General features: G+C 47.6%; 14 protein-coding genes, 1 tRNA gene and 1 pseudogene. 10 read left to right on the forward strand and 6 right to left on the reverse strand.

Annotation, left to right across the window (positions count from 1 at the left end; genetic code table 11):
* Positions 1-5: 5 nt before the first annotated feature.
* From E4Z61_RS13990 to E4Z61_RS14005, 4 genes are read left to right on the forward strand one after another with little or no spacing between them, the layout of a single operon-like run.
* Positions 6-2,804 carry a DEAD/DEAH box helicase gene (locus E4Z61_RS13990; RefSeq protein ID WP_135323300.1) on the forward strand — a complete coding sequence of 933 codons (2,799 nt, stop codon included), beginning with the start codon at positions 6-8 and terminating at the stop codon, positions 2,802-2,804.
* A 2-nt stretch (positions 2,805-2,806) separates the two neighbouring features.
* Positions 2,807-4,771: a BREX-3 system phosphatase PglZ gene (gene pglZ / locus E4Z61_RS13995; RefSeq protein ID WP_167817557.1), complete on the forward strand. Its 1,965-nt coding sequence runs from the start codon at positions 2,807-2,809 to the stop codon at positions 4,769-4,771.
* 6 nt (positions 4,772-4,777) lie between these two features.
* On the forward strand, positions 4,778-5,494 hold the full coding sequence (locus E4Z61_RS14000) for a hypothetical protein (RefSeq protein WP_135323302.1): 717 nt from the start codon (positions 4,778-4,780) through the stop codon (positions 5,492-5,494).
* Positions 5,491-6,198: a hypothetical protein gene (locus tag E4Z61_RS14005; protein ID WP_109017746.1), complete on the forward strand. Its 708-nt coding sequence runs from the start codon at positions 5,491-5,493 to the stop codon at positions 6,196-6,198. The genes E4Z61_RS14000 and E4Z61_RS14005 overlap by 4 nt, the downstream gene beginning before the upstream one ends.
* A 204-nt stretch (positions 6,199-6,402) precedes the next feature.
* Here the strand turns inward: E4Z61_RS14005 and E4Z61_RS14010 are convergent, their stop codons facing one another.
* The 3 genes from E4Z61_RS14010 to E4Z61_RS14025 form a co-directional block, all read right to left on the reverse strand.
* Positions 6,403-6,705 carry a hypothetical protein gene (locus E4Z61_RS14010; RefSeq protein WP_135323303.1) on the reverse strand — a complete coding sequence of 101 codons (303 nt, stop codon included), beginning with the start codon at positions 6,703-6,705 and terminating at the stop codon, positions 6,403-6,405.
* Between the two features lie 138 nt (positions 6,706-6,843).
* The gene (locus E4Z61_RS14015; RefSeq protein WP_135323304.1) at positions 6,844-10,359 is read right to left on the reverse strand and encodes an AAA domain-containing protein; all 3,516 of its coding nucleotides are present in this window, start codon (positions 10,357-10,359) and stop codon (positions 6,844-6,846) included.
* Positions 10,360-10,675: 316 nt separating this feature from the next.
* Positions 10,676-11,455: an HNH endonuclease gene (locus E4Z61_RS14025; RefSeq protein ID WP_135323305.1), complete on the reverse strand. Its 780-nt coding sequence runs from the start codon at positions 11,453-11,455 to the stop codon at positions 10,676-10,678.
* Between the two features lie 160 nt (positions 11,456-11,615).
* On the opposite strand from E4Z61_RS14025, the gene E4Z61_RS14030 reads away from it, so the two are divergent.
* From E4Z61_RS14030 to E4Z61_RS14040, 3 genes are all read left to right on the forward strand, one after another.
* The gene (locus E4Z61_RS14030) at positions 11,616-12,506 is read left to right on the forward strand and encodes a hypothetical protein (RefSeq protein WP_135323306.1); all 891 of its coding nucleotides are present in this window, start codon (positions 11,616-11,618) and stop codon (positions 12,504-12,506) included.
* Between the two features lie 138 nt (positions 12,507-12,644).
* Positions 12,645-12,839, forward strand: coding sequence for a helix-turn-helix transcriptional regulator (locus tag E4Z61_RS14035; protein ID WP_001561320.1), 195 nt, complete (start codon positions 12,645-12,647; stop codon positions 12,837-12,839).
* Between the two features lie 16 nt (positions 12,840-12,855).
* Positions 12,856-13,596, forward strand: coding sequence for a ParB family protein (locus tag E4Z61_RS14040; protein ID WP_240703825.1), 741 nt, complete (start codon positions 12,856-12,858; stop codon positions 13,594-13,596).
* A gap of 313 nt (positions 13,597-13,909) precedes the next feature.
* Here the strand turns inward: E4Z61_RS14040 and E4Z61_RS14045 are convergent.
* Together E4Z61_RS14045 and E4Z61_RS14050 are read right to left on the reverse strand one after the other, a co-directional pair.
* A pseudogene (locus E4Z61_RS14045) lies at positions 13,910-15,155 on the reverse strand (tyrosine-type recombinase/integrase); the annotation flags it as partial.
* Between the two features lie 220 nt (positions 15,156-15,375).
* Positions 15,376-15,460, reverse strand: a tRNA-Leu gene (locus E4Z61_RS14050).
* 229 nt (positions 15,461-15,689) lie between these two features.
* Between E4Z61_RS14050 and ahr the strand changes: the two genes are divergently transcribed.
* Entirely contained in the window at positions 15,690-16,709 is a 1,020-nt protein-coding gene (ahr, locus tag E4Z61_RS14055) for an NADPH-dependent aldehyde reductase Ahr (RefSeq protein ID WP_135323307.1), read from the forward strand.
* 31 nt (positions 16,710-16,740) lie between these two features.
* Here ahr and idnK read toward each other — a convergent pair whose 3' ends face one another.
* Positions 16,741-17,262, reverse strand: a complete 522-nt coding sequence (idnK, locus tag E4Z61_RS14060; protein ID WP_135323308.1) for a gluconokinase — start codon at positions 17,260-17,262, stop codon at positions 16,741-16,743.
* Between the two features lie 216 nt (positions 17,263-17,478).
* Here idnK and idnD point away from each other — a divergent pair, with 216 nt between their 5' ends.
* A complete protein-coding gene (gene idnD, locus E4Z61_RS14065) occupies positions 17,479-18,522 on the forward strand; it encodes an L-idonate 5-dehydrogenase (protein ID WP_135323309.1) in 1,044 nt (347 codons plus the stop codon).
* An 11-nt stretch (positions 18,523-18,533) separates the two neighbouring features.
* The gene (gene idnO / locus E4Z61_RS14070) at positions 18,534-19,298 is read left to right on the forward strand and encodes a gluconate 5-dehydrogenase (protein WP_048212822.1); all 765 of its coding nucleotides are present in this window, start codon (positions 18,534-18,536) and stop codon (positions 19,296-19,298) included.
* Positions 19,299-19,363: the final 65 nt, after the last annotated feature.

Genomic DNA, 19,363 nt, shown 5'->3' on the forward strand with positions numbered 1-19,363 from the left:
AAATCATGTGGCAGGTAGGAGACTGGGCCTGGAGTCAGGCTCATCAACAATATGTCAAAGTGATTGATACTGCTGGCCTATGGGGTCAGCAGTTTTACCGTGTCTGGCTGCAGCAACAGGATGTAGTACTCAAGGTATTAGACACCGATCTCTATAACCAGCCTGTACAGACCATTGTGACGGCTGATGCGTTATGCTACTTGGCCACTGCAGCCAAAATTGCCAACGTCCAGCAGGAAGATACCCTCCTGGCACCAATAGAATCGAATGTCATTCCTTTGCCGCACCAGTTGAAGGCGCTCACCAAGGCGATGAGCAAAAAACAGGTGCGCTATCTGTTTGCCGATGAAGTTGGTCTGGGCAAAACCATTGAGGCTGGGCTGGTCATGCGTGAATTGAAGTTGCGCGGACTGGCTAAGCGAATTCTAGTTTGTGCACCTAAAGGGTTGGTTAGTCAGTGGGTAAGTGAAATGCAGACCCACTTTAACGAGCCATTCCAATTGATGCTGCCCGGTGAACAAAAACCACAAAATGAACATGACAATGTCTGGTCACGTTATGATCAGGTTGTCTGCCCTGTCGACAGTATCAAGCCCATTGAAAGCCGCAAAGGATGGTCACTCAAACAACTTAATGAGTACAACAAGCTTCGTTTTGATGATCTGCTGGCTGCGAGTTGGGACCTTATCATCATCGATGAAGCCCATCGTCTCGGCGGTAGCACCGACCAGGTCGCCCGTTACAAGCTAGGCCAAGGTTTGGCCGAAGCAGCCCCCTATTTATTGTTATTATCCGCGACACCACATCAAGGCAAAAGTGATGCTTTCCACCGTTTGATGGCACTGCTCGATGCCGAAGCCTTTCCAGATGTAAGCTCGGTCTCACAAGAGCGGGTCCAGCCATTTGTGGTGCGTACTGAAAAACGGATTGCCATCGATGGCGAAGGTAAGCCACTTTTTTGTACTCGGCAAACAGAAATGGTTGCCGTAGCCTGGCAAGCCCAGCATGGATTACAACGCCACCTCTATGAAGAAGTGACTGAGTACATAAAAGAAGGCTACAACCAGGCACAAGCTAAACAACAAAATGCTATTGGTTTTTTGATGATATTGATGCAACGTTTGGTGAGTTCTAGTAGTGCGGCCATCTCCCGAACTCTCGCCCGTCGGTTGAACGTATTAGAAAATAAGCGGATAGAAGAAGAATTACCTTTGGCGTTTGCCGATGAGTGGGCGGATCTGGATGGTCAAACCCAGCTGGACGAATTATTAGCTCAGTGCCAAACCTCGTTGGAGAATGAAAAAAACGAAGTGCGCCGTTTGCTAGCGCTAGCGGAGCAATGTGTAAGTGCCGAAAATGATGCCAAAGCCGAAGCCTTGCTCGATTGGCTCTACCGCCTGCAGCAAGAAGAGGGAGATCCATACCTGAAGATGCTGGTGTTTACAGAGTTTGTGCCGACCCAAGAAATGTTGGCGCAGTTCTTTGTTGAACGAGGCATCAGTGTCGTTAGTCTCAACGGCTCAATGGATCTGTCAGAGCGTAAAAAAGTACAAGCTGCTTTCGCCAGTGATACTCGCATTCTGATTTCAACTGATGCCGGCGGAGAAGGTCTAAACCTTCAGTTCTGCCATGTGATTGTTAATTACGATATGCCATGGAATCCGATGCGCATGGAACAGCGTATTGGCCGCGTCGATCGTATCGGCCAACAGCATATCGTTCGCGCACTGAACTTTGTGCTCGAAGATACCGTTGAGCACAGAGTTCGCGAAGTGCTCGAAGCGAAGTTACAGATTATCCTCGACGAGTTCGGCGTTGATAAGACCAGCGATGTATTGGATTCCTCTGCTGCTAATCATCTGTTTGATGAGTTGTTTATCACATCTATCACTGATCCTGCTTTAATGGATCAGGAGTTAGCTAAAGCCCTGAACACCTTAAGAGACGGTGCAGTGGACAAGCGGCAACAGGATGCACTGTTTGGTGGCGGAGATCCCTTATCAGCTGAGGACTATCGCCAAACCTTGAACCACCCACTACCCTATTGGGTACAGAGCATGGTCGCTAGTTACTTTCGCTGGCAAGGTAGTATGCAGCATACAGCTGATTTTACTGACGAAATTGATGGGAGCCATACTCTAACTTGGCCAGATGGTGAAACATGGAGTGGAATAACCTTTATTGGGAAAATCGCCCAGCAACAGCCAAGTTTCACACATCTAACGCTCGAAAACCCCAAGATAAAAGGACTGTGTAGTCAATTACCTGTCTGGAGTGAAGCACAACCCATCCCCAGTATTGCTGTTAAGTCACTACCAGCCGGAGCGAATGGTTATTGGGCATTATGGAGTATCCGCCTTGTGGCTGGCCATGAGCGACGCTGCCAATATATGCCAGTCTATATTAAGCCCAACGGTCAATATTACGCAACAGCATCCCAAAGAGTCTGGGATGCTGTCTGTAGTAAAGAATTTGAGATTTTACCTCAAGACTTAGCAGTCGATTCTTCTTTACATCAGTCGATCTATGCTCTTATGCATAAGGTGGCACAAGAGGAAGGAAAAGCTATCTTCGAAAGCATGTTGACAGCCAATCAGACCGATTTAGATAACCAGTTTGAAAAAGGTGAATACTCATTTAATGCAAGAAAAAAAGCAATAGAACGAGTTGGATTACCAGAGGTTCGCCAATTTCGCTTGCGTCAATTAAGTAGTGAATATGCTCTGTGGCTCCAGGATATAGATAAAAAACGCAGAGTGATTCCTGACATGGTTTTACACACCATTATTGAAATTAAAGGATGAATATGACCTGGCAGGATGACGTTATTCATAAAATAAATTTGGATGGAGCTTTTGTTTACATCATAAACGATCCAGATGGACTACTATACGAGCCTGTAATAGCAACCTCACTTCAAGAAAAAAATGCGTTCATTTTTGATGATGATGACCCATTAGCATTACGTCTGGCCTATGAAACATGGCGTAGTGGTGAGAATAAAATATCTTTTCTGATTCGGCTGACGGTTGAGCGTGATATTTTTATACCTCATGATATTCAACATGAGTCAAAAGAGATTGATTTTCATCTATCAGAATTTTTCCAGGATATTGATTCAGATATACTAAGATTACTACCAGCCACGTTATATCAGTCAGTCATGGATGCGCTGAAATTATTTGCTCCGGGTAGGCTCAGCCAACAGTCCAGTCTAGATTTCTTATTGCGCCATATATATAGAATTGCACCTGAGATAATCCAATCCAGTACGGACCTTGTTAGGCTATTGATTAGAAAGCATTATATTGGCATTGAAATGCCAATGCAAATTGAAACGAGACTAATTCATCTACTGAGTTTAGTGCCTGGTTTTGGCTTATGGAATATCAGTCGACTGATTTCCAATAAAGCTTATTTTTTTGATTTTCTTCAAAAACAATGGAAAATATACTTACAAGATGAAGAAAAGAGTCCTATCTACTTTGCATCTCGACCAAACACTCAGCTAATTGTTCCTTTTGCTGATGGTGATGTTCGCGTTTTTATTGATAATCTGTTTGCTGAAGGCATTATAAAGCCAGTGGCGATAAAAAGCTTACCTCCTGAACACTGGGCATCATTTGCTGTACTAAAAGAACCAAAAGTAACAGAAAAAGAACGAATACTACACCTACTTAATAATGCAAAAAAAACATTCAACCAATACTCAGAAGAAAGTGCAAATGCAGACTTTTGGCTTGAGCAGTCACGTTCTCTTGGTATCATGAACGCCCTTTTTTATCAAAATAAAAATTTTCCTGCAGTTGAAGTTTTGTTTGATGACATTAAAAATATTAACACTGATGTAGATGGATTATTTCAACATTGGTTGCTAATCAACTATGCAAAAATACAAACCATACCAACTGTTCGTTATCCATCTATGTTGCATAAAGTTCCTGACTGGATATCACGCAGGATAGATTCAGGTAATAAAATTTGTTTGCTTGTTTTAGATGGTATGGGGGCTCGCCAATGGCCATTATTACGTAAGCAATTACAAATATGCGAAAATATTTCAATAGAAGAGCATTCTTGTTTTGCTTGGGTGCCGACGATAACGTCAATTTCACGGCAAACCTTGTTCTCAGGGAAGCGTCCATTTTTGTTTGGCGAATCTTTACTGACTACAAATAAAGAAGAGCAACTGTGGCTTAATTATTGGATGGATAAAGGATTAAACAAACGAGAAATTAAGTATGCAAAGAAAATTGAGAATTATTCAGCCGATGAATGGCAATCACTAGTTGGGTCACTACCAGTTAAAATTGCCGGTTTAGTCATAAATTTTATCGATGAACAGATGCACGGCATGAAAATGGGAATGGCTGGATTAAATGTAGTAGTTGATAGCTGGCTGGCCGAATGGAAATTCAAAGATAAAATTTCAGACCTACTGGAGAATGGGTTTGAAGTTATAATTACTTCAGACCATGGTAACCAAGAGGCTATCGGTATGGGATATATCAATGAAGGGGTAAAAGCTGAGACTCGGGGAGAACGAGTACGAATTTATAATGACCCCAGTTTGCGAGACAGCTCTGCTGCAAACTTTCAAGATTCTGTGATAGTATGGCCAGGTCCTGAGATGGGCCTGCCAAAAGGGACATACCCTTTGCTAGCCGGCTCAGATAAAGCCTTTAAAAGTAAAGGGGATGTTGTTGTAGGGCATGGAGGAATCAGCCTCCATGAGGCAATAGTGCCTTTCATTATTGTTAACAAAAAGTAGTTAGTCATGGTTAAAACTCCAGGTTTCTGCCGCCATATCGAGAAAGAATGGCTTGAACAAACGCTCCGCTGGGTTGCTAGCGAAGCAGATAGTGTGCAATTAAATAAAAACCTGGAAGTATTTCTTGGTACGTATATAGCAACTAAAGAAAATCGGCGCAAAGCTCGAAATTTATTAACCTCAATTTGGATGCGACCAAAAAATAAAGATGTTTTTTTTGAGACAAGCATTCAATTACATCAAGAGATTGATGCATTTTCATTACCTATTCACTGGGGAATGTTAATTGCAAAAAAACCTTTCTTTGCTGAAGTCGCTCGCTTTATCGGCCGACAAGCCAGGTTAAATGACGCATTTACCTTTTCTCAAGTATTTCGCCGAATGAGTATGTTATATGGTGAGACACAAGCAACCAGTAGAGCGCTAAGTGCTGTTTTAAGGACTATGATCGAGTTAGGAGTGATAGATAGAAGTAATAAACCAACATCATATTCGGTCGTTCCAATTCAAGAAAAAGTTAGCAACCATATAGCAAATTGGTTAACTACCGCTGCTATGATTTCATTGAACAAAGTTAGCATTAGTCTTGATGAAGTATTAGCTGATCAAGTGTTCTTCCCATTTCAAATTGATATCAGCTTGAATACACTTGATGTATCAACATTTGAATACTTGCAGCAAGGAAACTCAATAGTCGTTTTCAAAAGGAATCTTTACTCATGAAACCCATTATTGGATTCAATCGGCATTTAGAGATGGATTGGCTTGTTCAAACCGCATCCTGGTCGGCGAATGGGATTCACGGGCAGGCATTAAAAAATAAAATTGATAGTTTACTTGCCCCTAGTTTTGACAGCAAAGTAGCACAAGATAAAACCAGAAATCTTCTTTTTGGCATTTGGGATTCAGAATCGAAATCGGTGCCCAAAGCATTTCATTCCGACGCCTGTAAATTGCTCATTGAACACAGTGAAATAAATATAGCTATTCACTGGGGAATGATGCTTGTTAAATACCCCTTCTTTTACAATATCGTAATACAAATTGGTAGAATGACCAAGCATGAAGGTCTGTTCATTTACAATCAATTAGAGCAACGCATTACTGAAAGCTATGGGGATACTTCAACTATCAAGCGTTGTATGCAATTTGTTGTTCGAACCTTAATAAATCTAGAATTGTTATCTAACCCTAAATCAGGCACATACCAGTTGCGAAAATCAATTGCGATTAATCACGATAATGTTATCGCTTGGCTGACTGAAGTATCAGTGAGGGCTCAAGGAAACTCTAGTAAAAGTATGTCTGCTATTATTAATGACCCAGCTTGGTTCCCATTTGATATTAATTTCAATGAAAATAGATTATCTTCCAATATACGACTTGATGTTCATCACCAAGCTAATGATGCTATAGTTTTTCTATAAAAATAAAGAAGTTAAACTTTAACACCTCATCAGCCACACGCCTGATCAGTATATTTAAGATACCGATCAGGCGTGTGCAATCTAAAAAAATAGGTTGTATCTTTTACAAAAAACATCTTTAACACATATATCACCACACGCATTTAATTAAAAAAACAACATTTAACATAATGGATTAAAATAAAACAGCCGGATAGCCGTTTTTTACAACCAATGATTTGGAATAACCAAATTAAACGCACGAGCAGCATAGCTAAGCGTTTTTATGTATTCATCATACTTTTTTTTATCAATAGACTGGCCCATCTTACGTAATTCCAGTATATTCTGCAACTCAGGAAGATTAAACATACCTAGTTTATAAAAATTCCCCCATGATGGAGTACCAAAGAGATTGTAAATAACAACTGTGCTGTCGCGCTCACTCGCTAATCTTTTCTCACCTAATATTTTAGTTAACGCATCCTCTGCTTCATCTTTATCTTCGTAAGTGTTTAGTAATTTCATTACAATACTCATATTTATAATAACAGCCCACAGAATATACCATAATTCAACATATTCTTTCAACATTAAATATATTACATCAAAGATAGTCAGTAAAAATAGCCATCCGAAAAAAGATGGCTTAATAAAAACAATTATCTAAACCTGACGCCTATCAAGACTATTATAAATTGCCTCAATCTCGCCTTTCAGGTTATCACCGCAATAAACCATCGATGTATCGTATCGTTCATATCGCGCTTCACGTGTCGCACTAAACCAGTTGAATGATCCCACGCACAGCAAGCCATCATCACCAATAACAATTTTGCTATGAACACGATTGACCAGTTTTGTCGCAATACCATGGGCATTCAGTTTCTCCAGCGCCGCTTTAAGGTTCTGTTGCTTCTCTTTTCGCTTCTCAAAATCATTATGTTCAGTGTTATAGCTTCTATCAGTGACTATCGTGACGCTAATACCACGAGAACACGCCGCAATCATGGAATCAAGAAAACCGGTTTGATCCAGCTTTTGCCAGGTTAGCCACGGAGAAACTATCGTGATGTGCTTACCGGTATTTTCAAACGTCTGATTCAGGAAGTTATCATGCTGCTCCACACCATGGAGTGTGTAGATTTTGGTCTCGGAAGTTTTTAAATCCTTACGCTCTTTATAATCAAAAGTGAGCGCATTCTTCTCTGACTCAAAGAGATATTTTGCCAGTAATCCCCGCGGAGATGAGGCTGGCTGGATCTCAAACAGATCCATATCGCCGAAGACCAGGAAACTGTCCTTCGCACGGGAGACAGCAACGTTCAGCATGCTGTTATCGCTATCAATAAACCCGCCATCTTCATGTTTTGAATAGACTGGCGAGAATATAACAATCGCTCTTTCCGCCCCCTGAAGAGAATGCACGGTGCCCACTGTGAGCGACTTTTCATTCGCGCCTGCGCTGATGCCTTGTTTATCCAGCGCCTGTTTGATGGTCGATACCTGAGCGCTAAAAGGCGTCACAATACCGACAACCTCATGAAGCGATTTGCCGTAATGCGCTTCAATATCCTGCTGACTATCTGTCAGCCAGGCCGCTATCGTTTCAGCCTCAAGCAAATTATAACGACTTCCGCTACTTGCCAGCTCTCCTTTACCATCAATATGGAGATAACCCATTGCGGGTATTAAATTGCTCTCTTCACGCCCTCTTTTAGGCAACAACTTACCGTGATAGCAGAGCGTATTGCAGTATCCAATAATATTATCGAAGCACCGGCGGTGTTCATACAAGTACATCCCACGGGCCAGTTCGGGATCATATTGATAGCGCGAAGCACACTGCGCTATTTTCATAACGCTGCCAGATGCAGCGCTTTTACCTAGCTCTGCGATTGCCGTATATTTCTCGGTAATCTCTTCTTGTGTACTGCCAGACAGAATTTTTTCCGCCAGCATGTTACCGACATCAATCGCGGGAGCAATACTCCATATTGGCGGGATCTGTTTCGTATCACCAATCACTAATGCCTTTTTAGCTAAGGCAAACGAGGCAGCAGCCACTTCAGGAAGCACCTGCCCGGCTTCATCGACAATGAGTAAATCAGCGAAGTCATATAAATAGTTTTTCTCGAATTTACGCTGCCCTTTGTGTTCGCTTATCTGCATATTGCCGGGCAGCATATAGCAGGTCATGACTACGCATGGAGTAAGTTTCATTCGGCGTTGCCAGCGAGCGGTTACCCCTTTAGCACCTTTCTTGCCCTTCTCTTTCTGCAGATCATCGATCTTCGCCATATCCATTAGCCAACGACCTTCCCAGTAGTGGGTCGTCAGTAAGAATGCAGGAAAGCGAATCTGCGTATCAGCCAGTTCATCTGCCTGTAAGAAGCTCAGTTCCTCGTCGCCCTCATACCCTAAATCGAGTGCCAGCCTCTGCCATTCCTGAGCCGCCTGCTGTTCTTTAAGAACAATTTCATGGGCGGAGTCAATCTGCTGCCGGTATGTTGTTTGCTCGCGCTCAGCGGAGTTGAGCAGTCCATCTATATTACGTTCGATGGTTTCAGGATCAGACCACTGATTTCCCGCAATCAGCGTACCTAATTTATCTTCGAGAAACAGTTGTATTTGGTACTGCCGCTTACTGCGAACCGCTGGGAGCCAGGAAAATAATGAATAGACCAGTGATTCACCGGCGCGATATTTTCTCCATTCCGTTTTAGCACTCTTTAGTTGAGTGACTTTTTGTTCTTGCCCGGAGAGTAATTTATTTAGATTAGCGAGATATTGCTCAATGTCATTAGCAATAAGCTCTCTCGCCGCCCGAACCTGGCTTAACGTTTGCCATACAGAGTTCAGCCTTACCAATTGTTCGGATTTTGCTGCCAACTGACCATGCAGGAGTTCAATGACCTTTTCAGGGGATGAACAATCTTTTTCAGGAAATGCTGCCTTAGCTTTCTCCAGATAAAACAGCAGTGCATCCTCTGCATACTCTTTTGACTCAACCTGGTTGAAGAAATCTTCAGTTTGATATTTTTTGGCTGCCTCGGCTTTACGAGTGCTTGAGGGAAAATAAGCGCCGAAGCTTTTCAGCTCTAGCAACCATCGTCCGGCCATTGCACCAGTGCCCTGGGAAAAATCTTTCCCGAACGCCTCGATAATGTTCGTTACAGCCTGGTTATTCGTTGAAGTCGCGATAATAACCGGAGGCTCAGATTTTTCGAGAGCCGCTCTGGCCCACTGCGTGGCAATGATAGAAAGCACCAGAGTGGTTTTCCCGGTTCCAGGAGGACCATTAACGGCAAGGATGTCTCCATGTCTGGCATCCAGAAAATGGCTTAAGGCATCGCGTTGAGCCTTTGCCAGCGGGAACTTATCTCCGGAGTATCCAAGCCTGTCGCTGAATTTTGCTTCGGGAGCGAGTAAAGACTCTGCCGCATGAACCTCCCGCGAGGCGAAACGATTGAAAAGCGGCACATCCTTTTTGCAAACAAGCAGGTGGTCATAAAGCGAAAGAATATGGAAACTGGCTCCACCAGTTTGCGCCATTTTAACAATATAACCGTGCTCAGCGAGTTCATATTGTTCGGGATTTTTAACCCAGTCGCCGGCAACATTTTTCAGTAGCCTCTCTGAATCATCCAGATATTGACGCCAATCCTGCTGCCAGGCTGCATATCGTGCTTCTCGTTCTTCATCCGTTTCGGCGGTCTTATCAACACTGTCATCAAAGTTGATAGAGAATGATGTATGTGTCGTTTTGTATTTGTCATACTGCTCAATCTCACCAATCGAAAATGCCCCTTTTGGCAAAGGTTCAAGCAGGTCTCTGGGAATGGTGGTCGCTGGCGTCGGATATAAAAAACCTTCACGGCTCAACAGGGCTGGCGTCACTATCGGGGTAACAACATCAGGCGCGCCAGCGGAACGATCCTTTCCATGCTGCAGTAACCGGAAATAAACCTTTGGCCGCAAGATGACATCGACTGTTTCGACGTCGTCTTTTTCTCCTTCAAAAAATTTATCGACGATCGCTTCGTCAAGACGTCCCGCCGCTATCCCATGCCAGTGAGTGAAATTTTTGGCGTCTTTGCGTTCAAAACTGCCCTTTCCTGACTCAGCATCTGCCAGCGAGTTGCGCCAGTATGAGGCAAACCCTAAAGCATTTTCATCCATTACCAGTCCTATGACTCAACGAAATCCATTGATTTATCGAATATAAAATCACCGTATGGATAACTATTGTCCACGTTGAAAGGCTGGCTGCAACGTTTTGTTCACGCTTCGATACAAATACTCAGGTTATGCGGAGTTCAGAAAACGACCATATCCTGCTGCATAGCACATAAAAGCTTTATAACTGAAGCAGCAGAGGATTACCGGTTGCGCAGCACGATCCAGAAGCCGGTGAGCCCTACTGGACAGCGTTCAATGCAATATTGGAACCTGTAAGTTCAGAAAATAGCGCTGTCGTAGATAGTTTATAGCTTAACTATCTCAATAAATTACCCCGATGCCATTCCAAATAACCATACGACTCAACAGAAAATGCCTTTATTTTCTCTGGCAACAAACACTGTTCTTTAACACTAATATCCAGCTCCTTACTAATTAATAAACGCCCATCGTTCTCAAACGAAATCCACCCCTGATCGAATAGAATATCAATATGTGCGGCCAGTATAATTCCATTATAAGGATCAAGGCGTTCATTCCCATTCTCGCAGGCAGCCCAGGGCTTTATATGGCTGGCACGCAGTAAAGGCGCAAACGTCGTTCCCGTAACAGGGCATACCGGATACAGCATGAGACAATTTTTCCGAAAGATACCCTGCCCCAGCCGTGCCGCAATCAACTGCTCGCGTACGGTATCTTCAATACTTTTATCCTGCTGAATAGCAAGACAATCACGTTGTGCCTGTTCATCTCCATCAGAAGATATTAACGAAAGAACGCGCTGCTCAATCGCACTCTCTGAAAGCAGACTCAATCGCTGATGCACACGCTGTGCTGAATGAGAAAGCGCAGCAGGAGCGCCCTGCTCGTCAAGCCAACCGACACGCACATCAGTAAGCCATGAATCAAAACGGTCACGACTATTTTTCAGACTATTGTGAAACTCGCTGGTAGTTTTGCCCGCTCCAAATCGAGGATAAAACAAGGCAAAAGCCTCTTTCCATTTCTGAACACCCAGTCCTACGGGTGGTTGAGATTTACCGTACTTCGACAAATACCACGCCACTTCAAGCAAATCGTCTTCCGAGCTATTCAATGTTACGTCCTGTTTTTCCAGCGTAAATCATCACCAGATTATGTCTGAAAAGATCGTTAACTAAACTGATCAGGTTAGTTGTTTTAGCAAAAACATCTCACACCGGTTTTCACCATCAACAAGCACTACGCACAACCAACAAACCAATAAGGAACACGCCATGCCCCCACACAAAATCCGCCAGGAGTGGCTGACGCTGGACGAGGCCGCAGAAGTCATCCGGCAGCACAACATCACGTTGCTGCCCGCCGATTTGATCCGTCATGCCCTGCATGGCGATTTGCCACTCTCAGTCTACTTCTCTTCGCCCGTACTTCTGAGACCGCTCAAACCGCCCTGCAATTTCGCCTGCCGCACCGGTGAAAAACCCTTCCCACCCTCGCAATGCAACAAACCCGGCAACCGCAAAGTGATGGCGAACTCGCCGCCATGTAGGCGCGACCCCACGCTACAACTGACTTCCAACCACCTCTGGAATCTCCCCTTGCTTGGCCTTGAGCGCCTGCTGCTCCACCAGCAACTGGCGAAAACGCTTAACTGTCCTTGCCCCAAAGATACCCACTGCTGCAACCAGATTGGCATCGTGGTCTGCGATGAGAACGACAGCTACTACCAACTCTGTTGCCGCAAATCGTTGCGAGAGCTTTTACTGGAACTGCTCGCCACGCAGAACAACCTCCAGGAAGAGCTGCATCTGCTGATTGGCCAGCTGTATGGCAATGGGCGCAATGAGCTTAAATCCCGGCTCAATCTGTCCGTTTGCTACCTGCAGGACACGCTGCCTCCTGACGCACTGTTCGTCATCCGCCGCACTCATCTCGAAGCCTTCCTGACCCGTCATCAGCCGGAATCAAAAGAGCGGATCACTTCCGCGCTTTCCCGTTTGCTGTGGCTTGCCTGCAAGCACAACCCGCAACTGGACGATGAAATGCTGGAGCATCCCTACAAACTGCTGAACATTTTCGAATGCTGGGCGCGTGAGGAAGGTATGCACCTGCCGCTGAACCCCGAGACGTTAAAAACCGCACTCCAGCGCGGCGCACCGCCGTAATGCGATCAACTAACCCTTTCAACTAACAACTCTCACTAACCCAGATAAGGATTTTTACTGCCAGGCAGGGACGCTGCTGCTTTGATAACCACGCCCATCGTGCTGATGTGAACGACTCTGGACACAGGAGGAATGGTTATGAATAGCGACAGATTTTTACGCTTACGCCAGGTGGAAGACAAAATCGGCTTCGGTAAATCGTGGATTTACCGGCAAATCCAGCTGCAACAGTTTCCGCCGTCCATCCGACTCAACAGCCGCCACGTCGCCTGGCTGGAAAGCGAGGTGGACGCGTGGATCCACCAACGCATCCGCCTCACCCGCGATGTCTAAATGCCGGAGGAAGATTATGTGCGCTTCACACCTGCTCAACCGCTGGCTTCACGGTGCCAGCACTACCGGAGAACAGGAAATGGTCCAGGTCAGTCTGGAGCAAATCCAGCCGTTCTCCCTCAATCCCCGCGTCACCCGCAACCCCGGCTATGACGTGCTGAAAGCGTCAATTCTTGCCCGTGGGCTGGATAACCCGCCGGTGTTGACCCGTCGCCCCGGTGATGAAAAATATATGCTCGCCAGCGGCGGGAATACGCGCCTCGCCATCCTCAATGAACTGTGGCAGGAGACGCAGGATGAGCGCTACCACCGAGTCTGCTGGCCGTTCAGACCGTGGCCGGAGACGCTGTCACCGCAGCAAGGCGAAGTCCAGTGCCTGATCGGCCATCTGGCGGAAAACGACCTGCATAACGGATTGATGTTTATCGAACGCGCGGAAGGGATCCTGCACCTGCGCGATCTTTACCGTAACGCAGGCATTGAATGCCCGACGCAGCTGACGCTGGCGGAGCAACTCACCCGCGACGGCTATCCCGTCAGCCAGTCGCAAATCAGCCGGATGTTACAGACCGTGGACTGGCTGCTGCCCTGCATCCCTAACGCATTGTACGGCGGCCTTACCCGTAACCAGCATCCCCCTACTCCTCCGACTCCACCTCATCCTGCGCCGCTAGCAGTACCAACTCTGACTTTGATACCAGCAGATCTTTCGGCCTCCCTCCGCGCAACCTGCGATTGGCCGAGCCAAACCAGATAGCCAGCCCCCACGGTGTTTTACGCTCCTTAAACAGTGAAAGAATCAAACGGACAACCTTGAGAGGCCGCATTTTCTCATCCAGAACATAATCAGGGTATAAATCCTCCCCATCGACCTTCAGCGAGAATATCTTCCCGGCGACTTTCCAGCCTTTAGGACCTGCGTCAGGATCGGCAGAACGAAAACCCGCTTTTGCCGATAACTCAGACGCCGTCAGCCATTCCGAGTCGGCCAGTATTCTGGCTTTCAGTTCCTCCAGTTGTCGGTCATTGCGCTCCTGGAAGCTCATATGGTCGAGTACGCCTCCCGGCGACTTTTTAAAGCCATACGGCACAACATGCCTGAACCGGTTTGCATCCAGATAATCCGCCCACCACTGCATCATTTCCCGGCGCTCTTCCAGGTGCTGCGCCTTATGGATATACGCCGCCCGCACGCGCTTACGCTCCTGATGGCTCATCTGGCGCTCTACCGCGTCGCTTGACCACAGGCCTGACTCCACCAGCGCGCTACAGGCCATAGTGCGAAAACCGTGGCCGCAGACGTCTTTCTGGGTGTCGTAGCCCATCACCCGCAGCGCTTTGTTGATGGTGTTTTCGCTCATCGGTTTGCGGTAGTTATGATCGCCGGGGAATACCAGTTCAGTTCCCGGTCGGCAATGCTGCTGCACCTCATGCAGCAGTTCGATGGCCTGACGCGACAATGGGACCAAGTGTGGGGGAGTGCATCTTAGCCCCACGAGCTGAATATTTAACGCCGGGGATCGGCTCGCGCTCAGCGGGGATGGTCCACATGGCGTTATGCAGGTCAATTTCATCCCAGCGGGCAAAGCGCAGTTCGCTGGAGCGGATGAATAGCAGTGGCGCCAGCTTTACCGCCAGTTGAGTCAGCTTACGTCCTTTGAAATCGTCGACTCTTTCCAGAAAATCAGGGATAAGATTCAGATCCAGCGCCGGGTGGTGACGTACTTTGGGCGTGGAGACCGCGCCAGTTAAATCTGATGCGGGGTTATGATCGATAATGCCGTTCTGAACGGCGTAGCGCATCACGCAGGCAGTGCGCTGCTGAAGCCGGGAAGCAACATCCAGTTTGCCCGCTTTCTCCACCTCCTTGATGGGTACCAGCAGATCTTTAACCTTCATTTTGGTGATGTCGCAACTGCCGTTCGTGGGGAACACATAAAGCTCAAAATAACGCAGCACCCGCTTCTTATGTTCTACCGACCAGTTCACGTTGCTGGAGACCCATTCGCGCGCCACGGACTCGAACGTATAAAGGGGCTCTCCACCCCGCTTTTCCTCTCTGCGTTTTTCCGCCGGATTAATGCCTTCTAAAATAAGCCTTCTTATATCCGCTTGCTTCTCCCTTGCCAGTGCGAGAGAAATGAGCGGATAAGGGCCTAATGCCATACGGTTCTCTTTGTTTCCAAAGCGAAATTTCAGATACCACAGCTTAGATCCACTGGGGTTAACCTGAATGTAAAGACCGTGACAGTCAGAGAGCCTGTATGCCTTGCCAAGCGGCCTGGCATGCCGGATTGCGAGATCTGTAAGCGCCATTTGGGGGTCACTCCTCTATCGAACCGGGTTTGCCCCCTTTTTTGCCCCCAAATCGCGTGGATGTCAATGGATGAAAAATGACCAACACGGAAATACCACAAAATAAATATGGTTATTACCGAAAAATAAATTATCTTTGAATTACAGACGGATATGGACGAATTTGGACGGAAATGGACACAAAAAAAGCCACCCTTAGGCAGCTAATTATTGCATCACTTGGTGCCGAAGGCCGGACTCGAACCGGCACGTATTTCTACGGTTGATTTTGAATCAACTGCGTCTACCGATTTCGCCACTCCGGCACGGAAGGGATGCGGAAAACGTTGTGGATTATACCTATCGTGCGCCACCATGCAAGCGCCAGCATGTGTCTGGCGCGCTAAGTGTTGAAAATTTCAGCATTACCTTTCACGACTGCAATCACCATCACAGTTTATCCCCCGCAACACCCCCCTAATCCCCCCTTCTGCGAAGCGTCCCGTTTCCCCATGCTCTACACTTCCAGTTCAACACCACACTGAGGGGAACACGATGTCGATGATAAAAAGCTACGCCGCAAAAGCGGCGGGCAGCGAACTCGAACTCTATGAATATGATGCGGGCGAGCTCAAGCCGGAAGATGTCGAGGTACAGGTCGATTACTGCGGTATCTGCCATTCCGATTTGTCGATGATCGACAACGAATGGGGGTTCTCTCAGTATCCGCTGGTTGCCGGGCATGAGGTGATTGGTCGCGTGGCGGCGCTCGGCAGCGCGGCACAGGATAAAGGTCTGAAGGTTGGTCAGCGCGTCGGTATTGGCTGGACGGCACGCAGCTGCGGGCATTGCGATGCCTGTATCAGCGGTAATCAGATTAACTGCCTGGAAGGGTCCGTTCCCACTATTCTCAATCGCGGCGGTTTTGCCGAGAAGCTGCGGGCCGACTGGCAGTGGGTGATCCCGCTGCCGGAAAGCATCGATCTGGCGGCGGCTGGCCCATTACTGTGCGGCGGTATCACGGTGTTCAAACCGCTGCTGATGCACCATATTACCGCCACCAGCCGCGTCGGGGTGATCGGCATCGGCGGCCTGGGGCATATCGCCATTAAGTTATTACACGCGATGGGTTGCGAAGTGACCGCGTTCAGCTCCAATCCGTCGAAAGAACAGGAAGTGCTGGCGATGGGGGCGGATAAGGTGGTCAACAGCCGCGATCCGGATGCGCTAAAAGCGCTGGCGGGCCAGTTCGATCTCATTATTAACACAGTTAACGTCGATCTCGACTGGCAGCCCTATTTTGAAGCGCTGGCCTACGGCGGTAACTTCCATACCGTCGGCGCGGTGCTGAAGCCGCTGCCGGTACCGGCATTTACCTTAATTGCCGGCGATCGCAGCATCTCCGGTTCGGCAACCGGCACGCCGTTCGAGCTGCGCAAGCTGATGAAGTTTGCCGGGCGCAGCAAGGTGTCACCTACCACTGAGCTGTACCCAATGTCGCAAATTAACGACGCTATCCAGCACGTGCGTGACGGCAAAGCCCGCTACCGCGTAGTGCTGAAAGCCGATTTCTGATGCTGTGGCTCAGTCCCATCCGGGGCTGAGCTTATTGCCCGTTACGAAACGCGAGTACCGCCTCGCGGCACTGTTCCGTCACATGCTCGATGTCATGGTTCACGTCGATGCGAGCAATATCGCGTTCATCTTCCTGCGGGCACTCCAGCGCATCGAACTGACTTTTTAGTAATCCCACTGGCATAAAATGCCCTGCCCGACGCTGCATGCGCGCCAGAATGGTCTCGTAATCTCCATCCAGCCACAGGAAATGCACATTAGGACTGCCCTGCCGCAATATATCGCGATACTGTTTTTTTAATGACGAGCAGACAATAAATCCGGTTTCATTCTTTTTATACAAACTGTATGAGGCGTCATTTAATCTTTCCAACCAGGGAAGCCGGTCTTCATCGGTTAACGGGATCCCTTCCGACATTTTATCAATATTTCTAGCGGGATGGAGATCGTCACCATCAATAAATTTAGCCGATAATACGGTGGCAATTTTGCTGCCAATTAAAGATTTACCACTACCCGAAACACCCATCAAAATATAGCTTTCCCCGGCCATCGAAAAACTCCAGATTCAAATTTCATGGCGCGATACTACGCCTTCCAGATTGGGAATTTCACGCTTTTTCAGCGTCACTGACGAGAATTACAAGGCGCATCACGTTATGCGTAACATTGTAGTGTAACAATTTTCCAGCGTGACTTACGTCACAAATAATAACAAATAAAACCGTTTAAATGCTGCCGAGGTTACTACCTGACCAGTGAGGCATTTATGCAAGTCAAAACCCAATCCTGCGTTGTCGCGGGTAAGAAAACTGTTGCCATTACCGACCAAAATATTGAATGGGATAATAAAGGAACATTGGTGCAAATTACCCGCGGAGGAATTTGCGGTTCCGATTTACATTATTATCAGGAAGGAAAAGTTGGTAATTTTACCGTTAAAGCACCGATGATTTTAGGCCATGAAGTTATTGGTAAAGTACTGCATAGCGATTCAAAAAAATTACATGCAGGTCAGTCGGTGGCTATTAATCCGTCGAAGCCCTGCGGCCACTGTAAATACTGTCTGCAGCATGAAGAAAACCAGTGCACGGAAATGCGCTTTTTTGGCAGCGCCATGTATTTTCCCCACGTTGACGGTGGCTTTACTCAGTTTAAAACCGTCGATACTGCGCAGTGCATCCCTTACCCGCAGCAGGCTGATGAAAAAGTGATGGCCTTTGCCGAACCGCTGGCGGTAGCGATCCACGCCGCGCATGAAGCGGGCGACCTGCAGGGCAAGCGCGTATTTATCTCCGGCGTTGGGCCTATCGGCTGTCTGATCGTCAGCGCGGTGAAAACGCTCGGCGCAGCAGAGATTGTCTGTGCTGATATCAGCCCGCGCTCGCTGTCGCTTGCCCAGCAGATGGGTGCTGACACGCTGATTAACCCGCAGCAGGACTCGCTCGACGAGTGGAAAAAAGAGAAAGGCTACTTCGACGTCAGCTTCGAAGTCTCCGGCCATCCATCCTCAATCACCACCTGTCTGGAAGTCACCCGCGCAAAAGGCGTGATGGTGCAGGTCGGCATGGGTGGCGCGGTGCCGGACTTCCCGATGATGATGCTGATCGGCAAAGAGATCGCGCTCAAAGGCTCGTTCCGCTTTACCACCGAGTTCAACACCGCGGTGTCGTGGCTGGCGAATAACGTTATCGATCCGCTGCCGTTACTCAGCGCCGAATATCCGTTTACCGAGCTTGAACAGGCGCTGATCTTCGCCGGGGATAAAACCCAGGCGGCGAAAGTCCAGCTCGTTTTTGCAGAAACAAAATAAGGAATAACATGATGAACGATCTTTTTTCACTGGACGGCAAAAACATTCTGATCACCGGTTCGGCTCAGGGTATTGGTTATTTACTGGCGACCGGGCTGGGTAAATATGGCGCGCAGATTATCGTCAATGATATTACGCCAGAGCGCGCGGAGGCCGCCGTCGCCAAACTGCAGCAGGAAGGGATCCGCGCCGTTGCTGCGCCTTTCAATGTTACGCATAAACAGGACATTGATGCCGCCATCGACCATATCGAAAAAGACATTGGCCAAATTGATGTGCTGGTGAATAACGCCGGTATCCAGCGTCGCCATCCGTTTACCGAGTTCCCGGAGCAGGACTGGAACGATGTGATTGCCGTTAACCAGACGGCGGTGTTCCTGGTCTCGCAGGCGGTAACACGTCGCATGGTTGAGCGTCAGGCCGGGAAGGTTATCAATATCTGCTCCATGCAAAGCGAACTGGGCCGCGACACCATCACGCCGTACGCCGCTTCGAAAGGCGCGGTGAAAATGCTCACCCGCGGGATGTGTGTTGAGCTGGCTCGCCACAATATCCAGGTCAACGGTATCGCGCCGGGCTACTTCAAAACTGAGATGACCAAAGCGCTGGTTGAAGATGAAGCCTTCACCTCCTGGCTGTGCAAACGTACGCCAGCCGCGCGCTGGGGCGATCCGCAGGAGCTGATCGGCGCGGCGGTATTCCTCTCTTCTAAAGCATCCGATTTTGTAAACGGTCACCTGTTGTTTGTCGATGGCGGCATGCTGGTCGCCGTCTGATACCACACAACGCAACATCACGCAGCGCCCAGGCGCTGCATTTTTGGCTCCCCCCTAAATAATTC

Origin of the sequence: Citrobacter tructae (assembly GCF_004684345.1) — a bacterium.
Classification (GTDB): Bacteria; Pseudomonadota; Gammaproteobacteria; order Enterobacterales; family Enterobacteriaceae; genus Citrobacter; species Citrobacter tructae.

What these genes read in the sequence shown, in the direction of transcription:
- E4Z61_RS13990 (WP_135323300.1), top strand. Translation starts at nt 6, where the DNA reads ATGTGGCAGGTAGGAGACTGGGCCTGGAGTCAGGCTCATCAACAATAT.
- pglZ (WP_167817557.1), top strand. Translation starts at nt 2,807, where the DNA reads ATGACCTGGCAGGATGACGTTATTCATAAAATAAATTTGGATGGAGCT.
- E4Z61_RS14000 (WP_135323302.1), top strand. Translation starts at nt 4,778, where the DNA reads ATGGTTAAAACTCCAGGTTTCTGCCGCCATATCGAGAAAGAATGGCTT.
- E4Z61_RS14005 (WP_109017746.1), top strand. Translation starts at nt 5,491, where the DNA reads ATGAAACCCATTATTGGATTCAATCGGCATTTAGAGATGGATTGGCTT.
- E4Z61_RS14010 (WP_135323303.1), bottom strand. Translation starts at nt 6,705, where the DNA reads ATGAAATTACTAAACACTTACGAAGATAAAGATGAAGCAGAGGATGCG.
- E4Z61_RS14015 (WP_135323304.1), bottom strand. Translation starts at nt 10,359, where the DNA reads ATGGATGAAAATGCTTTAGGGTTTGCCTCATACTGGCGCAACTCGCTG.
- E4Z61_RS14030 (WP_135323306.1), top strand. Translation starts at nt 11,616, where the DNA reads ATGCCCCCACACAAAATCCGCCAGGAGTGGCTGACGCTGGACGAGGCC.
- E4Z61_RS14035 (WP_001561320.1), top strand. Translation starts at nt 12,645, where the DNA reads ATGAATAGCGACAGATTTTTACGCTTACGCCAGGTGGAAGACAAAATC.
- E4Z61_RS14040 (WP_240703825.1), top strand. Translation starts at nt 12,856, where the DNA reads ATGTGCGCTTCACACCTGCTCAACCGCTGGCTTCACGGTGCCAGCACT.
- ahr (WP_135323307.1), top strand. Translation starts at nt 15,690, where the DNA reads ATGTCGATGATAAAAAGCTACGCCGCAAAAGCGGCGGGCAGCGAACTC.
- idnK (WP_135323308.1), bottom strand. Translation starts at nt 17,262, where the DNA reads ATGGCCGGGGAAAGCTATATTTTGATGGGTGTTTCGGGTAGTGGTAAA.
- idnD (WP_135323309.1), top strand. Translation starts at nt 17,479, where the DNA reads ATGCAAGTCAAAACCCAATCCTGCGTTGTCGCGGGTAAGAAAACTGTT.
- idnO (WP_048212822.1), top strand. Translation starts at nt 18,534, where the DNA reads ATGAACGATCTTTTTTCACTGGACGGCAAAAACATTCTGATCACCGGT.